Annotated in this window: 15 protein-coding genes; 5 read left to right on the forward strand and 10 right to left on the reverse strand. The window is 73.3% G+C overall.

What is annotated here, in order from left to right; genetic code table 11:
- Nucleotides 1–81 precede the first annotated feature (81 nt).
- Entirely contained in the window at nucleotides 82–1,827 is a 1,746-nt protein-coding gene (locus tag RZ50_RS25525; RefSeq protein WP_196949274.1) for a DUF2398 family protein, read from the reverse strand.
- Nucleotides 1,828–2,058: 231 nt separating this feature from the next.
- Here RZ50_RS25525 and RZ50_RS25530 point away from each other — a divergent pair, with 231 nt between their 5' ends.
- Nucleotides 2,059–2,784: a lysoplasmalogenase gene (locus RZ50_RS25530; RefSeq protein WP_254803053.1), complete on the forward strand. Its 726-nt coding sequence runs from the start codon at nucleotides 2,059–2,061 to the stop codon at nucleotides 2,782–2,784.
- 70 nt (nucleotides 2,785–2,854) lie between these two features.
- Here the strand turns inward: RZ50_RS25530 and RZ50_RS25535 are convergent, their stop codons facing one another.
- The 8 genes from RZ50_RS25535 to RZ50_RS25570 form a co-directional block, all read right to left on the reverse strand.
- Nucleotides 2,855–3,478, reverse strand: a complete 624-nt coding sequence (locus RZ50_RS25535) for a hypothetical protein (protein WP_196949275.1) — start codon at nucleotides 3,476–3,478, stop codon at nucleotides 2,855–2,857.
- A gap of 216 nt (nucleotides 3,479–3,694) precedes the next feature.
- Nucleotides 3,695–4,498: an exodeoxyribonuclease III gene (locus RZ50_RS25540; protein WP_196949276.1), complete on the reverse strand. Its 804-nt coding sequence runs from the start codon at nucleotides 4,496–4,498 to the stop codon at nucleotides 3,695–3,697.
- A gap of 176 nt (nucleotides 4,499–4,674) precedes the next feature.
- On the reverse strand, nucleotides 4,675–6,462 hold the full coding sequence (ggt, locus tag RZ50_RS25545) for a gamma-glutamyltransferase (protein ID WP_217680849.1): 1,788 nt from the start codon (nucleotides 6,460–6,462) through the stop codon (nucleotides 4,675–4,677).
- Between the two features lie 666 nt (nucleotides 6,463–7,128).
- Nucleotides 7,129–7,503, reverse strand: coding sequence for a hypothetical protein (locus RZ50_RS25550; protein ID WP_196950758.1), 375 nt, complete (start codon nucleotides 7,501–7,503; stop codon nucleotides 7,129–7,131).
- A 350-nt stretch (nucleotides 7,504–7,853) separates the two neighbouring features.
- Entirely contained in the window at nucleotides 7,854–8,960 is a 1,107-nt protein-coding gene (locus RZ50_RS25555; RefSeq protein ID WP_196950757.1) for an ROK family glucokinase, read from the reverse strand.
- Nucleotides 8,957–9,826: an ATP-binding cassette domain-containing protein gene (locus RZ50_RS25560; protein WP_196950756.1), complete on the reverse strand. Its 870-nt coding sequence runs from the start codon at nucleotides 9,824–9,826 to the stop codon at nucleotides 8,957–8,959. The genes RZ50_RS25555 and RZ50_RS25560 overlap by 4 nt, the downstream gene beginning before the upstream one ends.
- Entirely contained in the window at nucleotides 9,823–10,854 is a 1,032-nt protein-coding gene (locus tag RZ50_RS25565) for an ABC transporter permease (protein WP_196950755.1), read from the reverse strand. Before RZ50_RS25565 ends, RZ50_RS25560 begins: the two co-directional genes overlap by 4 nt.
- On the reverse strand, nucleotides 10,851–11,870 hold the full coding sequence (locus tag RZ50_RS25570) for a sugar ABC transporter substrate-binding protein (RefSeq protein ID WP_196950754.1): 1,020 nt from the start codon (nucleotides 11,868–11,870) through the stop codon (nucleotides 10,851–10,853). The genes RZ50_RS25565 and RZ50_RS25570 overlap by 4 nt, the downstream gene beginning before the upstream one ends.
- Nucleotides 11,871–12,231: 361 nt before the next feature.
- Between RZ50_RS25570 and RZ50_RS25575 the strand changes: the two genes are divergently transcribed.
- Nucleotides 12,232–13,323: an alpha/beta hydrolase-fold protein gene (locus tag RZ50_RS25575; protein ID WP_308272253.1), complete on the forward strand. Its 1,092-nt coding sequence runs from the start codon at nucleotides 12,232–12,234 to the stop codon at nucleotides 13,321–13,323.
- Between the two features lie 121 nt (nucleotides 13,324–13,444).
- Here RZ50_RS25575 and RZ50_RS25580 read toward each other — a convergent pair whose 3' ends face one another.
- Complete coding sequence (locus RZ50_RS25580; RefSeq protein WP_196950752.1) at nucleotides 13,445–15,052, reverse strand: PucR family transcriptional regulator; 1,608 nt, start codon at nucleotides 15,050–15,052, stop codon at nucleotides 13,445–13,447.
- 434 nt (nucleotides 15,053–15,486) lie between these two features.
- On the opposite strand from RZ50_RS25580, the gene RZ50_RS25585 reads away from it, so the two are divergent.
- From RZ50_RS25585 to pucD, 3 genes are read left to right on the forward strand one after another with little or no spacing between them, the layout of a single operon-like run.
- Nucleotides 15,487–16,374: a xanthine dehydrogenase family protein subunit M gene (locus RZ50_RS25585; RefSeq protein WP_196950751.1), complete on the forward strand. Its 888-nt coding sequence runs from the start codon at nucleotides 15,487–15,489 to the stop codon at nucleotides 16,372–16,374.
- Entirely contained in the window at nucleotides 16,371–16,943 is a 573-nt protein-coding gene (locus tag RZ50_RS25590) for a (2Fe-2S)-binding protein (RefSeq protein WP_374199984.1), read from the forward strand. Before RZ50_RS25585 ends, RZ50_RS25590 begins: the two co-directional genes overlap by 4 nt.
- A complete protein-coding gene (pucD, locus tag RZ50_RS25595) occupies nucleotides 16,940–19,306 on the forward strand; it encodes a xanthine dehydrogenase subunit D (protein WP_196950750.1) in 2,367 nt (788 codons plus the stop codon). The genes RZ50_RS25590 and pucD overlap by 4 nt, the downstream gene beginning before the upstream one ends.
- Nucleotides 19,307–19,467 lie beyond the last annotated feature (161 nt).

Genomic DNA, 19,467 nt, shown 5'->3' on the forward strand with positions numbered 1-19,467 from the left:
CCGCGGTCCGCCTCCGGACGCGGTGCTTCCGCCTTTCCGGGCGGGGCCACGTTTCAGGCGTGCGGGTTCAGGCGCGCTGGTTCAGGCGTGCTGGTTCAGGCGGGACGGCGACGCGGCGGGGCGGGAGTGGCGACCGGTGCCGGGGGCGGGCCGGAGGTCGGGGGCCGGGGCGTAACGGGCGGCCGGGGGGCGCAGGAGCCAGGTGGTGCGGGGGGTGGGGGCGATCAGGTTGAGGCGGTGGAGCAGGTCGAGCGCGTCGCGGCGCAGGGCGGTGCGGTCGGCGAGGTAGCAGGCGGGGAGGCCGTACTCGTCGGCGATGTCGCCGAGGACACCGTCTATCAACGCGTCGGCCACAGGGACGTCCCCCTCGACGGCCTCGCCGGGCAGCGGGCGGACCTCCTCGACCAGCCGCTCGACCAGCAGCAGGGCGGCCTGGGCGAGGGTGCCGGTGCCGGGGAGGGCGAGGTCGGTGAGTTCGGCGGCCGGGTCGAGCAGGGCCACGCCCTCGGCGCGCAGCTCGGTCTCCAGGCCGAGGAACTCGGCGAGCGCGGCCGGGCCGCTGAGCCGGTGCGCGTGCAGCCAGGCGCGCCGGTCCTCGGAGAGGTCGGCGGCGAGGACGACGGGCGTCTCGGCGAGCAGGCGGCGGACGGCGGTGGCGGGCTCGGCCTCGGCGGCGCGGCGGATGAGGTCGGCCGGGTCGTCGGCGAGGGCGGGCGGGCCGGCCGGGACGGCGCGGGCGAGCTCGCGGTCGACGGTGAGCACGAAGTCCCGGTCCGCCGGATCTGCCGGCAGCTCGCCGAGCACCTGCCACCCCGCCAGCGCGGCGAGCGCCATCGCGAGGTCGGCCGGGTCGGCGGCGAGTTCGGGCGCGGCGGCGTCCATCGCGTCGAGCAGCCGCCCGTACGGGAGCCGTTCGGGGGCGTCGACCAGCAGGGCCAGGGCCAGGGTCAGCCGGGCGTAGCCGGCCGGGGTGAACGGGGCACCGGTGACGGGGTGTTCGAGGCGTCGGGCGGCGCCCGGGCCGAGGCCCGACTTGCACAGCCGGGCGTGCCACGGGCCGACGACCAGCCGGTAGCCGAGCAGGGTGTCGAAGCGCTCGGTGAGCCAGTCACGGTGACGGCGGATCAGCGGGAAGCCGTCGGCGTGCGGGCCGGAGGCGGTGACCAGCGGGTGGGCGAGCAGCAGCCGGGCGGCGATCCGGCGTTCGGCGGCGGGGAGCTCCTCGCCGGAACGGGCCTGCGGGTCGGAGGGCTCCGGGGTGCGCTCCGGCTTGCGGTGCCTGCCGGGCCTGCCCGGCTTGGCGCCTGATCGGACGACGGGCAGGGCGGCGGAGTCGCGCCGGGCGCGGCGCAGGCCGTCGGCCCGGGTCTCGCGGCTGCGCGGGAGCGGGACGGTGGCACCGTGGGCCGTCGGGCCGTGCCACCAGCTGACGCCGGGATCGGCGGGCTCGGCCGGGGATCCGAGGTGGCGGGCGGGGTAGAGGCCGAAGGAGGCGGTGCACAGGTCGTCCGCGGTGCCGGGGGTGGCGTCGGCGAACCAGTGGGCCAGCCGCAGCAGCCCCGGGTCGGGCGAGAGGTGCTCGGCGGAGGCCTGCGGGCCGTCGGCAGAGGTCTGTGGGCCGTCGGCACCGCCCTCGGCGGCCGGCTCGGGCACCGCGCCGGCGGAGGTCCCGGCGGAGGCGGCTTCGGCAGGGGCGGCTTCGGCGGAGGCGGCTTCGCGTACGGCGAGGACGGCGTCGGCGGTTCCCGGCCCTGCCCCGCCCTTGCGTCCGTCCGGCCTGCCGACGGCCACCCGGGTGGCGCCGACCGCGTACTCCTGCTGCTCCATGTCGGGGTCCAGACTAGACGGTGAGCGGCTCACCCGGTGGCAGCAACCGTCCTCCTGAGGAACTCTCCGCAAGAGCCCTCGAATCGGCCGCCGGCCCTCCGCTACCCGGCCGTCCCGTCATCCGCCGTACCGGGCCCGGGTTACGCGCCGGTAACCCGGTCTACCGCCGCCCGCCCGATTCCCTTAGGGTCGGTGGATCTCCCCACCGTGCACCCCGGAGGCACTCGCGGCATGAGCATCCGTACGACTTCCACCCGCAGCGGACTCGGCGGGCGCCTGCGGTCGGCCACCGGCCTGCTCGGCGGCTTCGCGGCCACCTCGGCGGCGCACCTGGGCGCGATCCTGTCCGGCGCCTCGGTGCTGCAGAACGCCACCAAGCCGGCCCTGATGCCGCTGCTGGCCGCGCACAGCGTGGCGGCGTCCGCCACCGCCGAGCGGGAGGCGCCCAGGCTGCTGGCCCCGGCGCTGCTGGCGAGCGCGGGCGGGGACGTCCTGCTCCAGCTGAAGGACGACACCGCGTTCCTGGCCGGCATGGGCTCCTTCGCGGCCGCGCACGTCTGCTACGTGACGATGTTCGTCCAGCGCGGGGCGCTCACCGACCGGCGCCGGACCCTGCTGGTCGCGGCCGGGTACGCGGCGGCCTGGGCGGCTCTGGTCAGTCAGCTGTGGCCGGACCTCGGGGACCTGAAGGTCCCGGTGGCCGGCTACAGCCTGCTGCTCGCCTCGACGGCCGTCACCTCGGCCGGGCTGGGCTGGCGGACCGGGCTGGGCGGGGCGCTGTTCCTGCTCTCCGACACGCTGATCGCCACCCAGCTGGCGAAGTGGCGGGAGCTGCCGGGGCATCAGTTCTGGATCATGGCGACGTACGTCCTCGCCCAGTACCTGCTGGCCACCGGCACCCTGCGGCACGAGGCGCAGCGCGAGGCGGAGCCCGAGCCCGAGCCCGCGACCGTCTGACGCAGCGCCGCGCCGCCGATCCCGTACGGGGACCCGGCGGCGTGGAGCAGGGGTGAGGGGGCGGGGGCCGTCAGGCACCGCGCCTCCGGAGCAACCAGAAGCCGCCGACGCCGCCCGCGACCAGGGCGAGGCCGGCGGCCAGCTCCGCCGGGTTCGCGGCGACGGAGCCTCCGAGGCCCGTCTCCACCGCGCCGTGCGGGGCGACCTGCTGGCTGCCGGCACCGGACTGCCCGAGCGAGCCGGCCCACTCCCCCGCGGCCTTTCCCCAGTCGCCGAGGCCTTTGTCGGCGCCGGGGCCTTTGTCGGCGCCGAGGCCCTTGCCGACGCCCCCGGCCGCCGCGGTGGCGACCTTGACGGTGGTGGAGAAGGCGCCGCCGTCCGGGCAGGTTCCGTCGACCTTGTTGTCGCCGGTGTGCTGGGAGGCCAGGCGGGCGGAGCCGCTGTGCTTGCCGTCGGAGCCCAGGGTGAGGGTCGCGGGGCCGCCCTCGAAGGCGGCGGAGTGGGCGGTGATGGTCTTGGCGTCGGGCTTGTCCGACTTCTCGCAGGAGACCGTGACCGTCACGGTCTGGCCCGGTGCGGCCTGGGACGGGTTGACCGTGGCGGCGCCGTCCCGGCCGGAAGCGAGGGGGGCCGTCAGACCGGTCAGCACCGTCGCGCCGATCAGGGCGGCGGCGGCCGTACGCATGGGGCGCATGCCGGAACCTCCGGGATTCTCGGGCGCGGCCGGAGACTCTCAAGTCCCCGTGGTCGAACAACCGCACCCGGTCACTCACCGACGGTAGGCAGGCGCCCGGCGCCCAGCCACCGCTCAGGACCGTTCGAGCGACGGCCTGTCACGCGGTGTGACGCCCGCCTCCGCCGAGGTGACCCAGAGCGAGACAGTCCAGGGCGTACGGCTCGGAGCCCCGGCTCAGAGGCCGAGGTCGACCACGACCGGGGCGTGGTCGGAGGTGCCCTTGCCCTTGCGGGCCTCGCGGTCGACGTAGCTGTCCGTGACGGCGTCGGCGAAGGGCTTGTTGGCGTAGGTGAGGTCGATCCGCATGCCCCGGTTCTTCGGGAAGGCGAGCTGGCGGTAGTCCCAGTAGGTGTAGGGGCGGTCGTACTTGAGCGGGCGCGGCACCACGTCGTGCAGGCCGATCCCGTCGAGCGCCTCCAGTGCGGCGCGCTCGGCCGGGGTGACGTGGGTGAGGCCCTCGAAGGCGGCGACGTCGAAGACGTCCTCGTCGGCGGGGGCGATGTTGAAGTCCCCGAGGACGGCGAAGGGGCGGGAGCCGGCCGCGTCCTCGACCGAGGCCTTGCGCAGCGCCTCCAGCCACTCCAGCTTGTAGCGGTAGTGCGGGTGGTCGACCTCGCGGCCGTTGGGCACGTAGACCGACCAGACCCGGACCGGGCCGCAGGTGGCGGCGATGGCGCGCGGCTCGACGTCGGGCAGCAGGGCGCCGTCGGCGAGGTATCCGGGCTGGCCCGGGAGGTCGCGCACGACGTCGTCCAGGCCGAGCCGGGAGACGATCGCGACGCCGTTCCACCGGCCGGTGCCGTGCGCGGCCGTCTCGTAGCCGAGCTCGCGGACCTCCTCGTACGGGAACGCGTCGGCCGCGCACTTGAGCTCCTGGAGGCAGAGCACGTCGGGCTTGGCGCTCTCCAGCCACTCCAGGAGCTTGGGCAGCCGCGCGGTGACGGAGTTGATGTTCCAGGTGGCGATGCGGACGGTCACGGCGGGCGGCCTTCCCGGTGGTTCGGTACGGACGGGGGTGAGCCCGCCCCCTCGTGGGGGAGGCCCACCCCGAACATACCGCCCGACACTGACAAGTCCGGCAGCCCCGGCGCGCGGCCCGAACGGCCGCGCGAACCGGGGGCGCCCGCCCTCGGGCCGTGCCCTACCGGCAGGCCTCAGCCCGCGGGCCGGACCACCGCGGCCGAGCCGCCGCCGCGCCGCACCGGTTCGGCGGCGGCCACCCAGCGGCCGTCCGGCAGCCGTTCGACACCGGTGGCGGCGCCGATCTCGCCGGCGTTGGCGAACCCGTGCCCGAGGCCCTCCAGCGCGGCCCGCTCCGGCAGCGCCAGGAAGCCCGGCTCGGCCTGGGTCACGGCCGTGTTGCGCTGACTGGCGCGCGGCGCGGCGATGGCCTGCTCCAGGCTCAGGCCTCGGTCGAGCCGGCCGAGCAGCACCTGCAGGGTGGTGGTGATGATGGTCGCCCCGCCCGGGCTGCCGGTGGCCAGCAGCGGCTCACCGTCGCGCAGCACGATGGTCGGGGACATCGAGGAGCGCGGCCGCTTGCCCGGACCGGGCAGGTTGGGGTCGGGAACGCCCGGGGTGAGCGGGGCGAAGTCGAAGTCGGTCAGCTCGTTGTTGAGCAGGAAGCCCCGGCCGGGGACGGTGATGCCGCTGCCGCCGGTCTGCTCGATGGTGAGGGTGTACGAGACGATGTTGCCCCAGCGGTCCGCCACCGTCAGATGGGTGGTGTTGGGGCCCTCGTACGGCTCGGCGACGGCCGGGCCGGCGGCCTCGCAGTCGGCCGGGTGGCGCGGGTCGCCGGGGGCGAGCGGGCTGGTGAGGGCGCGGTCGGGGCTGATCAGGCAGGCCCGGGAGGCGGCGTAGCGCTCGGACAGCAGCTGCTTGGTCGGGACGTCTCCGAAGGCCGGGTCGCCGACCCAGCGGTTGCGGTCGGCGAAGGCGATCCGGGAGGCCTCCAGGAAGTGGTGGTAGTACTGCGTGCTGCTGTACGAGGAGAGGTCGCCGTCCTCCAGGATGTGGAGCGCCTCGCCGACGGTGGTGCCGCCGGAGCTGGAGGGGGCCATCGAGTAGACGTCGTAGTCGCGGTAGGCGACGTGGGTCGGCGCCTGACGGCGGGCCTGGTAGGCGGCCAGGTCCTCGGTGTCGACCTTCCCCGGGCGGGCGTTGCGGCCGGAGGCCGGGTCGACCGGCGGGTGCTGCACGGTGTTGACGATGTCCTTGGCCAACTCGCCCTGGTAGAAGGCCTTCACGCCGTCCTTGGCGAGCAGCCGGTAGGTCGCGGCGAGGTCGGGGTTGCGCAGGACGGTGCCGACCTCGGGGGGCTTGCCGTCCGGCAGGTAGAGCTTGGCGGTGGCCGGGAAGTCCTTGAACCGGGCGTAGTTGTCGGCGGTCTGGCCGCGGAAGGTGTCGTCGACGACGAAGCCGTTCTCGGCGATCCGCTCGGCGGGTTCGAGGTTCTGGGCGAGCGAGCGGGTGCCCCACTGGCGCAGGGCGGAGTCCCAGGTGGCCGGGGTGCCGGGGACGCCGACGGACAGTCCGCTGGTGACGGCGTCCGGAAAGGCGAGCGGCTTGCCGTTCTCCAGGAACAGCGAGGCGTCGGCGGTGCGGCCGGCCACCTCGCGCCCGTCGATGGTGTGCACCCGGCCGGTGGCGTGGTCGTAGTAGACGAAGTACCCGCCGCCGCCCACCCCGGAGGAGTACGGCTCGGTGACCCCGAGGGCCGCGGCGGCGGCCACCGCCGCGTCGACCGCGTTGCCGCCCTTGCGCAGCACCTCGATCCCGGCCGCGGTCGCGTCGGCGTCGACGGTGGCCACCGCTCCGCCCCACCCGACCGCCTCCGGCACCTTCGGCGGCGGCGCGGCGGCACCGGCCGGCCCGGCGTTCGCCCAGACCAGGGCGGTGGTGAGTAACAGCGATGGCGCGAGACGGGTCAGAGCCCTCATCCGAGTCCTCCTGATGCGACGTCAACTCATCAGTTGTTCCACAGGAGTCATCATCCGACAACCACATCGAGGCGCTACCAACCGGTAGTTGACGAGCCGGCGGCCCGGAAATCCGGAGGGGACGGGGATGTCGGAGGGGACGGGGAAGTCGGAGATCACGTTCCGGAGTCGATTCCGGATACGCTCAATCAACTTCTTATACGATCCATATACGGTGAGTGGCGTCACCATGAACCCACCACAAGAAGGACGCAGCTCCTCCGTGTATCCGCCACCGCCCCCTCCCCTGCCGCCCCAGCTGCCCGCCGCTCCCCCGCACCGGCCCTGGTGGCAGCACCGCGCGGTGCACGCCGCCAGCTTCCTGGTCTTCCCGCTCGCGGCCTTCCCGATCGCCTGGACTTGGCCCCGGCCGCTCTGGCGCAAGCTCACCAGCACCGTGGTGGCGGCGTTCTGCAGCCTGATCTGGCTCGGCGCGATCGTCGGACCCAAGCCGGCCGAGCCGGCGCCCGCCCCGGCTCCGGTGGTGGCTCCGGTCAGCCCGTCCGCGACCGAGACGCCGTCAGCGACTCCGACGCCCACACCGGATCCGACACCTACGCAGCCGCCCACGCCCGTCGAGACGCCGGCGGCCACGTCCACCCCGGAACCGCTCGCGCCGACGCAGGCTCAGCCGACCCACGCCGCACCTCCGGCTCCGGCGGCACCCCGGACCACCGCACCGGCGGCCGGGCACCCGACCGAGGCGGGCACCGGGGGCGGCGGATCGACCTCCGGCGGGGGCTCGACTTCCGGCGGCGGATCGGGCGGTTCCGGCTCGGGCGGGTCGACGGCTGGCGGCAGCAGCTCCGGGGGCTCCTCCTCGGGCGGATCGACCTCCGGCGGGTCGACCTCCGGCGGCAGCAGCTCGGGCGGGTCCGATTCGGGCGGGTCCGGCTCAGGTGGGTCGACCTCCGGCGGGTCCAGCTCGGGAGGCGGCTCCGCGGGAACGGTCCACCCGGGCTCCTTCTGCTCCCCGGCCGGTGCGACCGGCGTGACCACCAAGGGCACCCCGATGGTCTGCGGCCCCGGCAGCGACGGCCGCGACCGCTGGAAGTCGGCCGGCTGACACCCGCGAGACGGGCCGCCCTGGGGGGCGGCTGACGGGCGACAGAATTCAGCGAACAGAAAACGTAATTCGTTCGCTGAAAGCTGTTCGCCGCCAACTGTTCGCGCCCGCCGCCCACGACAGGGGCGGCGGGCGCGAGGGCGGGAGCGGGAGAACGGCGGCAAAGGCCGCGCGGGAGGCGGCCGACGCTGCCGACCTACGGCTGACGACCGACAGCTTTCAGAAAACAGATAACGAAATCTGTTCGCTGAAAGTTGTCCGCCGTCAACCGCCAGCCGCCCCGCCCCTACAGCGCGCTGCGTTCCACCCGCCGCCGCTTGATCGTGCGGAAGCGCCGGGCCACCTGCCGCGCCAGATCGGCCGCGCCGACCAGGCCGGCCTCGTTGCCGAGGGCGGCGTGCACGATGGCGGCCTCGGGGCGGAAGCCCCGGCCCGTGAGGGTGCGGCGGAAGGTGTCCCGGGCCGGCCCGAGCAGCAGGTCGCCGGCCTCGGAGACACCGCCGCCGATGACGAAGCGGCCCGGGTCGAGGGCCGCCGCCAGGTTGGCGATGCCGATCCCGAGCCAGGTGCCGACCTCGTACAGCAGCTCGGTCGCGGTCGCGTCGCCCGCCTGCGCGGCCTCGGTGACCAGCGGCCCGGTGATGCCCTCGACGTTGCCGCCCGCCCGGGCGAGCAGCGGCTGCACCACCGGGGACTCCTCGGCGACCAGCTCGCGCGCGTCGCGCACCAGCGCGTTGCCGGAGGAGTACTGCTCCCAACAGCCGCGGTTGCCGCACGGGCAGCGGTGCCCGCCCGGTACCACCTGCATGTGCCCGAACTCGCCCGCCAGCCCGAACTTGCCGCGGTCCACGTAGCCGTCCCGGACGACCGCGCCGCCGATGCCGGTGCCCAGGGTGAGCATCACCATGTGGTCCTCGCCGCGCCCGGCGCCGAAGCGCCACTCGGCCCAGGCGGCCGCGTTGGCGTCGTTCTCCACGATCACCGGGAACCGCAGCCGCTCGCTGAGCGCCTGCTGGAGCGGCTCGTTGCGCCAGTTGAGGTGCGGGGCGAACAGCACCCGGGAGCGGTCGGCGTCGACCCAGCCGGCCGCGCCGATGCCGACCGCGTGGACGTCGTGCCGGTCGGCGAGCTGTAGCACCAGCTCGACGATGACGTCCTCGACGATCTTGGGGCTCTTGCTCTTGTGCGGGGTGTCGGTGCGCAGCTTCTCCAGCACCTTCCCCTCACCGTCGACCACCCCGGCGACCACCTTGGTGCCGCCGATGTCGACGCCGATGGTGGGCAGCCGCAGTATCCCCGCGGGCAGGGCACGACGGCGGCGCTCGGCGCGCGGGCCGAGGCCGAGCAGGGTGGGCAGGACGGCCGGCCGGGTGCTGCCATGGGGGCTGGTCACGGCTGCGGACGCTCCTCACGGGAATCTCGGGAATCGCTGGAATTTCGGGAATCGCTGGAACCACTGGAACCGCTGGAATTTCGGGAATCGGACGGTCGGGCCAGCTCGTGCGACAGCTCCGCGAGGTCGGAGCCGCCGGCCATCTCGGTGGTGAGCTGTTCCAGGCTGATCTCGGCGCGCGGGTGGCTGCCCGCCATCCGTCCCCGCTTGAGCAGGGTGAAGTGGTCGCCGACCAGGTACGCGTGGTGCGGGTTGTGGGTGATCAGGACGACCCCCAGCCCGGCGTCGCGGGCGGCGGTGACGTACTTGAGCACCACCCCGGACTGCTTGACGCCGAGCGCCGCGGTCGGCTCGTCCAGGATCAGCACCTCGGCACCGAAGTGCACCGCGCGGGCGATGGCCACGCACTGGCGCTGCCCGCCGGAGAGGGTGCCGATGGGCCGGTCGACGTCGTGCAGGTCGATGCCCATCTTGGCGAGCGCCTCGCGGGTGGTGGCGCGCATGGCGTCGGCGTCCAGGCGCAGGCCGCCCCAGCGGCGCATGCCCTGCTCGGAGCCGAGGAAGAAGTTGCGCCAGACCGGCATCAGCGGGACGACCGCGAGGTCCTGGTAGACGGTGGCGATGCCACGGTCCAGGGCTTCGCGCGGGGAGCCGAAGCGGACCTCCTCGCCGCCGATGGTGTAGCTGCCCTCGTCGTGCTGGTGCAGCCCCGCGATGATCTTGATCAGGGTGGACTTGCCGGCCCCGTTGTCGCCGAGCACGCAGCTGATCTCGCCGGACCGCAACGTCAGCGAGACGTCCTGCAGCGCCCGAACCGTCCCGTAGGTCTTGCCGACGCCCTTGAGCGCGAGCAGTTCCGAACTCATCGCGGCCCCCGTTCGGCCCGGCGCTTGACGTAGGCGTTCAGCAGGGCGGCGAGCAGCAGCATCGCACCGAGGAAGAACTTGAACCAGTCCGGGTTCCACTGGGCGTAGATGATCCCCTTGCTGGCCATGCCGAAGATCAGCGCGCCGAGCGCGGAGCCGGCCACCGAGCCGTAGCCGCCGGTGATCAGGCAGCCGCCGATGACCGCCGCGACGATGTAGATCAGCTCGTTGCCGGAGCCCTCGCCGGACTGCACGGTGTCGAAGGAGAACAGCAGGTGCTGGCCGAGCACCCAGGCGCCGAAGCCGACGCCGAGGTAGAGCACGGTCTTCGTCCGGGCCACCGGCACGCCGACCGCTCGGGCGGCGTCCGCGTCCCCGCCGACGGCGAAGATCCAGTTGCCGAAGCGGGTGCGCAGCAGCACCCAGCTGCCGATCGCGAGCAGGCCGAGCCACCACCAGACGGTGGCCTTGACGGTCAGCCCGCCGATGGTGACCTCGGAGGCGAACAGCCAGCGGCAGGACTCGAAGCCCTGCATGTCCGCGATCGACTTGGTGGAGACCGTCCCGGAGATCGCCTTGGTGACGCCCAGGTTGGCGCCGGTCAGCATCAGGAAGGTGCCCAGGGTGACGATGAAGCTGGGCAGCTTGGTGCGGCCGAGCATCCAGCCGTTGAACCAGCCGATCGCCAGCGTGGTCACCAGCGAGACCAGGACGCCGACCCAGGTGACCGCGGTGAACTGGTACGAGACCATCGAGGAGGTCAGCGCGGCGGTGGTGACCACCACGCCGGCCGACAGGTCGAACTCGCCGCCGATCATCAGCAGCGAGACCGGCACGGCCATGATCCCGATGGTGGACGCCGCGTAGAGCACGGTGCCCAGCGAGGAGACCCGCAGGAAGGGCTCGGCGACGACGGCGAAGACCACGAAGACCGCGACGGCGGCGATCAGCGAGCCGAGCTCGGGGCGGGCGAGAAGGCGCCGCAGGGCCGCCGGGCGGTCCTGGACGAGCAGGTCGGGGGTGCTCACCTGGTCCCCCTCGCGACGTACTCGGCGAGCGCGTCGGCGTTGTCCTTGGTGAGAATCTGCGGGCCGGTCGAGACGGGCTTGCCGCCGCCGAGCATGTTCAGGTTGTACTTGTACAGCCAGATCAGGTCGACGCCCTGGTAGCCCTGGAGGTACGGCTGCTGGTCGACGGCGAAGCCGACGCTGCCGGACTTGAGGCCGGCCACCACCTGCGGGCCCAGGTCGAAGGTGTCCAGCTCGATGCCGCTGTGGGCGTCCTGGACGGCCTGCAGTCCGGTGGCCGCCATCGGGCCGGAGAGGGTGAGCACGGTGTCGATGCTCGGGTCGGACTGGAGCTTGGCGGAGATCGCGGCGCGGGCGTCGGGCATGTTGACGCCGTTCACGTACATCACCTGGAAGCCGGCGCCGGCCCTGGACTGGGCGCCGGAGCAGCGCTGCTCCTGGCCGACGTTGCCCTGCTCGTGGATGACGCAGAGCACGTTCTTGCGGCCGCGGGCGGCCATCTCCTGGCCGGCCGCCTGACCGGCGGTGGTCTCGTCCTGGCCGATGTGGGTGAGCGCGCCGAACTTCGCGGAGTACTCCTCGCCGGAGTTGATGGTGATCACCGGGATGCCGGCCGCCTTGGCCTTGCCGAGGACGTCGGCCATGGCGTCGCCCTTGGCGAGGGTGACCAGCAGGCCGTCGACCTTCTGGTCGATGGCGGCCTGGACGAGCTGGACCTGGTTCTGGGTCTGCGCGTCGTTGGAGTACAGGAAGGTGATGTTGTCCTTGGCGGCGGCCTGCTCGGCGCCCTTGCGAACAGTGTCCCAGAAGGCGTCGCCGGCGCCGGCGTGGGTCACCATGGCGACCTTCCAGCGCGGGGTGGTGACGGCGCTGCCGCCGGTGGCCGCGGCCTTGGCGCGGGCCTCCTCGGCGCGTCTGCCTCCGGTACTGCTGCAACCGGCCGCGGTGACCGCGATGGCCAGGACGGCGCATACGGGCCAGAAGCGGCGGGACGGGCGAAAGCGGGTTGTGCTCATCCCTATAGTCTCTCTGGCCCGGCCGCGCGGGATCGCACCGCCTCGCCCAGCGGGGCGATCGGCACGGAAGGTAAGGTGCCCCGGGGGACCTTCCTGGTAGTTCGCTGAGCATCTGGTCCGGACGTAGGCCGTCCGGGTGGCAGACTGAGCGCCGATCCGAATCCGGAACACCGCGGCGACGTGATGTTCCTCTCAGGTTCCACACAGATTCGGACGGCAACCGATCATCGGTTCTCAGCCGTCTGATGCCATTGACGCGCGTCCGGGCGAGTGGGGCCCGGACGGCGAGCGACCCGGATACGAGAACTCGATGGAACTGACAGGTACGCCATTCTTCATCCTCACCGTCATCCTTGTGCCGGTGTCCATCGCTGTGGCGTTGCTGTTCTGGGGGAAGGTCCGCGGCCCCCAGCCGGCGCGGTTCCTCGCCCGGATCGTCATGATCATGTTCTGCCAGGTCACGGCCGTGCTGATGGTCTTCGTGATGGTGAACAACGCCAACCTGATCTACGGCAACTGGGACGACCTGCTGGGCACCGGTGACCACGTCCGCGCGGTGCCCTCGATCGCCCCGGCGGACCCGGCCGGCAACCAGAACGGGCAGCAGCAGCAGTCCAACGACGCCGCCAAGCAGCCGCCGAAGGTGCTGCAAAAGTTCGGCGGCGTGAACGACCCGGCGGTGCCGGGCGACGTGCAGAAGACCGAGCTCAAGGGCCAGGTGTCCGGCGTCGACGGCGAGGTGCTGGTCTGGCTGCCGCCGCAGTACAACGACCCCGCGTTCAAGGACAAGAAGTTCCCGGTGGTCGAGCTGATCCCGGGCTACCCGGGCTCCTCCTCCACCTGGTACGGCACCCTCAAGGTGTCCGAGCAGCTCAAGCCGCTGATGCAGCAGGGCAAGGTCTCGCCGTTCATCCTGGTCTCGCCGCGCACCCTGCTGCTGGGCAGCCACCAGGACGCGGGCTGCACCGACATCCCGGGCAAGATCAACGCCGACGCGTGGATCACCCGCGACGTCCCGCAGATGGTGCTGGACAACTTCCGCGCCGACCCGTCCTCGGACCGCTGGGCGATCGCCGGCTACTCGGCCGGCGCCCACTGCGCGGCCAAGCTCTCGCTGGCCCACCCCAACCGCTACCGGGCCGGCATCGCGATGTCCGGCTACAACGACCCGGGGACCGAGCCCGACTCGCTGGTCGGCAAGGACCCGAAGCTGCGCGAGGCCAACAACCCGGTCAACATCCTCAAGGCCGCCCAGCAGCCGCCGAAGGTCGCCCTGCTGGTCAGCGGCGCCAAGGGTGACGGCTACGAGGCCGGCCAGGCGATCGCCGCCGCGGCCAAGGACCCGACCAAGGTCCAGGTCGAGGAGAGCACCGGCCCGCACACCACCGACATGTGGAAGCAGATGGTGCCGAGCGCCTTCCAGTGGCTGACCACGGTCATCCCCCCGCAGTGACCGACCGGTACGAGTGAGGGCCCGCCGCGAACGTTCGCGGCGGGCCCTCCGCTTTCCCGGTGATCCGACCGGAAGCTCACAGGAAAATCCCAGGAAAGCTTCGGCAAACCCCGGGGTGCGGTCAGGCCAGTTCCAGCGCCAGATAGAAGTCCACCCGGTCCTCCAGCCGGGACAGGTCCCGCCCGGTCAGCTCCTCGATCCGGCCGATCCGGTACCGCAGCGTGTTGACGTGGACGTGCAGCTGCCCGGCGCAGCGCGTCCAGGAGCCGTCCGAGCGCAGGAACGCCTCCAGGGTGCGGACCAGGTCCGCCTGGTGCTCGATGTCGTACGAGATCACCTTGTCCAGCAGTCGGCTGCGGAAGGCGCGGCGCACCTCGTCCGGGACGGCGGCCAGCAGCAGCACGTGCGAGGCCAGCTCCTCGGGGCCGGCCACGCAGACCCGGCCGACCCGGGCGGCGGCGATCCGGCGGGCGTGCCGGGCCTCCTCCAGGGCGCCGCGCAGGCCGCCGGCCTCGGCGGCGGGGGCGGAGACGCCGAGGGTGATCCGGCCCTCCGAGCCGAGCCCGGCCTCCAGCGGGGCGAGCAGCTCGCGCAGGGCGTCCGCGGGCACCGGTCCGGGCGGGGCGGGGAGCACCACCACGGCGCCGCTGCCCGCCCCGGCGACCAGGGCGCGGTCGGTGGTGCCGCCGAGCGCCTCCTCCAGGACGGCCCGCACCGTGCCGTCGGGCAGGCCGGTGCCCTCGGCGCTGAGCACCAGCCAGGAGTCCGCCTGCGCGTGGGACCTGGGCTCGGGGCTCTCGTAGCGGGCGGCCATCGCCGAGGAGGCGTACAGGGCGCGGCCGATTTCGGCCGGGTCGGCGTCGCGGCGCAGCAGGGCGAGCAGTTCGTCGGCGAGGCGGCGGCGCAGCCGACGGCCCTCGTCCCGGCGATGGCGCTCGGCGGCGACCAGGCGGGCCAGGTTCTCGGCGAGCTGCTGGCGCTTGGTGGTCCACTCGGTGACGTCGCCGGCCACCACGAGCACCCAGTCGGCCAGCGGAGAGCCGGCCTGCGGCGCCTCGTGCTCGGCGGAGGCCGGGGCGGGCAGCAGCGAGTAGGTGCCGCCCGCCAGCCGGGCCCGGTGCGGGGGGCGGCGGCGCTGGCGCTGGGCGGCGAGGTGGGCGCGGACCAGCTGGTCGCGGTCCTCGGCGGTGAGCCGTTCGGCCGGGCCGGCGATCACGGCGCCGGTCGGGGTGAGCACCCAGCAGTCCAGGTCGAGGTCGCCGCCGAGCAGGTCCAGCACGGCGTCCAGCCCGCCGCCCCCGGCCGCCGAGACCAGCAGCCGGTGCCGGTCGACCAGGGCGGCGAGGTCGGCGGCCCGGTCGGCGGAGACCTGGCGGCCGATGAACTCGGTGACGGTGCCGAAGGCGATGTCGTCGGGGACGGCGAGCAGCGGCATCCGGTGCCGGCGGCAGGCCTCGATCAGGTCCTCGGGCACCGGCCCGACCTCGGCCTCGCCGGCCGCCAGGGCGACGGCGCCGCCGGCCGCGAGGGTCCGTACGAACCGTTCGGAGTCGGCCGGGCCGCTGCGCCACAGCATGCCGGTGAGCACCAGTTCGCCGCCGTGCAGGTAGCGGCCCGGGTCGTGCAGGTCCGTGGTCATGACGCCGCTGACCTGCCGGTCCAGCTCCTCCTCGGCCGCGAGCAGCCGCAGTCGTGGGGCGCCGGGGGCGAGCAGGTCACGGACACGCATCCGCGGACTCCTTACGGGGCTTGGGCCAGGGGCACGGCCACGGGTCAAGGTCAGGGGTCAAGGTCAGGGGTCTAGGTCAGGGCAGGGAGCCCGGGAGCAGGATCAGGGGGCGGGGTCGGGATCGGGCGGCGGGATCACCGGGTCCGGACCGGGGCTGGGTGGCCGGTCGTTCCCGTCCCGAGGGGGTCACAGTGTGCCCGAACATCCGTGCTCAGTGTTACGCACCACCGGGCGGCCGGATTACGGTCGTAGGTAGCACCGGGTGGACACCTGGGCTGCGGGATTCTCCTCCTTAGAGGAACGTACAGGATGCCGGGCGGGCTCACAGCCGGGGCTTCATGCCATCGGTGACTGCCAGTGGGCCGCGTCACAGGGGTTCACTGGGCGACACGCCGCCGGGCATCCGGCGGTCGACGACAGGAGGAGAGACCCGCATGGAGTTCCTTCGGCCCGCCACCTGGGACGAGGCGCTCGCGGCGAAGGCCGAGAACCCGACCGCGCTGCCCATCGCGGGCGGCACGGACGTCATGGTCGAGCTGAACTTCGACGTGCACCGGCCATCCGCGATTCTCGACCTGAACCGCGTCACCGAGCTCACCGAATGGACCAACGACGGCGCTGTCGTCCGGCTCGGCGCCTCGGTCCCGTACGCCCGGATCATCGCGGAGCTGTCCGGGCCGCTGCCCGGGCTCGCGCTGGCGGCGCGCACCGTCGGCTCGCCGCAGATCCGCAACCGCGGCGGCGTCGGCGGCAACCTCGGTGCGGCCTCCCCGGCCGGCGACTCCCACCCGGCGCTGCTGGCGGCCGGGCGGGACGTGTTCGTGGAGGCGGCCTCGGTGCGCGGCACCCGGATGATCCCGATCGACGACTTCTACCTCGGGGTCAAGCGCAACTGCCTGGCCGCGGACGAGCTGATCCGCGCCGTGCACGTCCCGGTGGCGGACGGCCCGCAGCAGTTCTCGAAGATCGGCACCCGCAACGCCATGGTGATCGCGGTCTGCGCCTTCGGCTTCGCCCTCCACCCGAAGAACGGCACCGTCGGCACCGGGATCGGCTCGGCCGCCCCCACGCCGCGCCGCGCCGTCGAGGCCGAGGAGTACCTGCGGGGCGTGCTCACCGAACGCGGGCTCTGGGAGTCCGGCGGGCCGCTGGGCGCCGAGGTAGTCCAGCGCTTCGGCGAGCTGGTGAAGGCCGCCGCCTCCCCCATCGACGACGTGCGGGGCACCGCCGACTACCGGCGGCACGCGCTGGCCGTGATGGCCCGCCGCACCCTCACCTGGTGCTGGAACGACTACGGCCGGCAGATCAGGAGCGCGGCATGAGGGTCACGTTCACCGCCAACGGCAAACCCGTCGAGGCCGACGACGTGTGGGAGGGCGAGAGCCTGCTGTACGTGCTGCGCGAGCGGGTCGGCCTGCCGGGCTCGAAGAACGCCTGCGAGCAGGGCGAGTGCGGGTCCTGCACGGTCTACCTGGACGGCGTGCCGGTCTGCGCCTGCCTGGTCGCGGCCGGCCAGGTGCAGGACCGCGAGGTCCTCACGGTCGAGGGCCTGGCCGGGGAGAACGGCGAACTGGGCCTGGTCCAGCAGGCGTTCGTCGACGCCGGCGCCGTCCAGTGCGGCTTCTGCACCCCGGGGCTGCTGGTGCAGACCGACGCGCTGCTGGAGCGGGACCCTCAGCCGGGCGACAACGACATCCGCGAGGCGCTGTCCGGCAACCTGTGCCGCTGCACCGGTTACGAGAAGATCATGGACGCGGTGCGGCTCGCCTCCGTCCGCAAGTGCGCCGCGAGGGGCACCGGCCAAGGCGCCGGTCAAGGCACCGGCCAAGGCGCCGGTCAGGGCACCGGGCGGAACACCGGCCCGGGCGCCGGAAAGGGTGGTGCGGAATGACCGCGCGGACCATCCAGGGCGAGAAGAACCTGCAGAAGATCAACCAGGCCGCCAAGGACGGCATCGGCGGCTCACCGCTGCGCCCGGACGGCAACCTGAAGGTCAGGGGCGAGTTCGCCTACTCCTCCGACCTGTGGCACGAGGACATGCTCTGGGGCACGGCGCTGCGCTCGCCGCACCCCAGGGCCAACATCCTCTCGGTGGACATCACCGAGGCGCTCAAGGTGCCCGGCGTGTACGCGGTGCTGACCCACGAGGACATCCCCGGCGCCAAGTACTACGGACTGGAGATCGCGGACCAGCCCGCCCTGGCGATCGACCGGATCCGCTACCACGGCGAGGCGATCGCGCTGGTCGCCGCCGACCACCCGGAGACGGCCCGGCGCGCGATGAAGAGGATCAAGGTCGAGTACGAGGTGCTCACCCCGATCGTCACCGAGGAGCAGTGCCTGCACCCGGAGACGTACGGGTACGTGCACGAGCCGCACGAGTACAAGTCGCACGCGCACGGCAACATCTGCCACGAGCAGCGGCTGGTCTCCGGCCTCGGCGTGACCGACGAGGTGCGGGCGATGGCGGACGTGATCGTCAGCGGCGACTACGAGGTCGGCATGCAGGACCAGGCCTTCCTCGGGCCCGAGTCGGGCCTGGCCGTGCCGGCCGAGGACGGCGGCGTCGACCTCTACATCGCCACCCAGTGGCTGCACGTCGACCGCCAGCAGATGGCCCCGGTGCTGGGCCTGCCCGAGGAGAAGGTCCGGCTCACCCTGGCCGGCGTCGGCGGCGCCTTCGGCGGCCGCGAGGACCTGTCGATGCAGATCCACGCCTGCCTGCTGGCCCTGCACACCGGCAAACCGGTCAAGATCGTCTACTCCCGGGACGAGTCCTTCTTCGGCCACGTGCACCGCCACCCGGCGAGGATGCACTACGAGCACGGCGCGACCCGGGACGGCAAGCTGGTCTTCTCCGACTGCCGGATCGTGCTGGACGGCGGCGCGTACGCCTCCGCCTCCCCCGCCGTGGTCGGCAACGCGGCCTCGCTCGGGAACGGCCCGTACGTGATCCCGAACGTACGGATGCACGCCCTCGCGCTCTACAGCAACAACCCGTCCTGCGGGGCGATGCGCGGCTTCGGCGCGGTGCAGGCGGCCTTCGGCTACGAGTCGCAGATGGACAAGCTGGCCGCCGAACTCGGCATGGACCCGGTCGAGTTGCGCCAGCTCAACGCCGTCAAGCAGGGCGACCTGATGCCCACCGGCCAGGAGATCGACGCGCCCGCGCCGGTGGCCGACCTGTTGCAGCGGGCCAAGGACATGCCGCTGCCGCCGCCGCTCGACACCGAGCACCCGGACCTGCGCCAGCTGCCCGGCGCGCTGTCCAACACCTCCCACGGCGAGGGCATCGTGCGCGGCGTCGGCTACTCGGTCGGCATCAAGAACGTCGGCTTCTCCGAGGGCTTCGACGACTACTCCACCGCCCGGGTGCGGCTGGAGGTGATCGGCGGCGAGCCGGTCGCCATGGTGCACACCGCGATGGCCGAGGTCGGCCAGGGCGGCGTCACCGTGCACGCCCAGATCGCCCGCACCGAGCTGGGCGTCGAACAGGTCACCATCCACCCGGCCAACACCCAAGTGGGATCGGCCGGTTCGACCTCCGCCTCGCGCCAGACGTACATGACCGGCGGCGCGGTGAAACTGGCCGCCGAGGCCGTCCGGCGAGAGCTGATCGACAAGGGCCGCCGCCGCTACGGCTGGACCCACGACGACCTCACGCTGGCCGGCGGCAAGGTGGTGTCCGCCGCCGCCGGACCGCTGGTGTCCATGGTGGACCTGCTCGGCGACGAGGCGATCGAGCGGACCCGCGAACACCGCCACCGGCCCACCCGGCCCTTCGACAAGGAGACCGGCCAGGGCTTCGGCCACGTCCAGTACACCTTCTGCGCCAACCGCGCGGTGGTGGACGTGGACGTCGAACTGGGCCTGGTCAAGGTGGTCGAGCTCACCGCCGTCCAGGACGTCGGCAAGGCGCTCAACCCGCTCTCCGTGGTCGGCCAGATCCAGGGAGGCTGCACCCAGGCGCTCGGGCTCGCGGTGATGGAGGAGATCGTCGTGCGGGACGGGAAGGTCCGCAACGCCTCCTTCACCGACTACCTGATCCCCACCATCCTGGACACCCCGCCGATCCCGGTGGAGATCCTCGAACTGCCCGACCCCAACGCCCCGTACGGGCTGCGCGGGGTCGGCGAGGCGCCGACCGTCTCGGCGACGCCCTCGATCGTGGCGGCCATCCGCAACGCCACCGGTCTGGCGCTCAACCGGATCCCGGTCCGGCCGGAGCACCTGACCACCGAACAGCCCGGCTGAACCTGCCGGTTGACACTGCTCGGCACGTCCCGGGGCGGCGACGCGTCCTGCCCTCCGCCCCGGGACCGCCCCCACCCGCCGCCCCACCCGCCGCCCTGCCCACGCCGGGGCACCGCAGTGGTACGCACAGCCCTCGCCCCACCCGCACTCCCCCGCCGAGT

It is taken from the genome of Kitasatospora sp. SUK 42, assembly GCF_015776785.2.
GTDB lineage: Bacteria > Actinomycetota > Actinomycetes > Streptomycetales > Streptomycetaceae > Kitasatospora.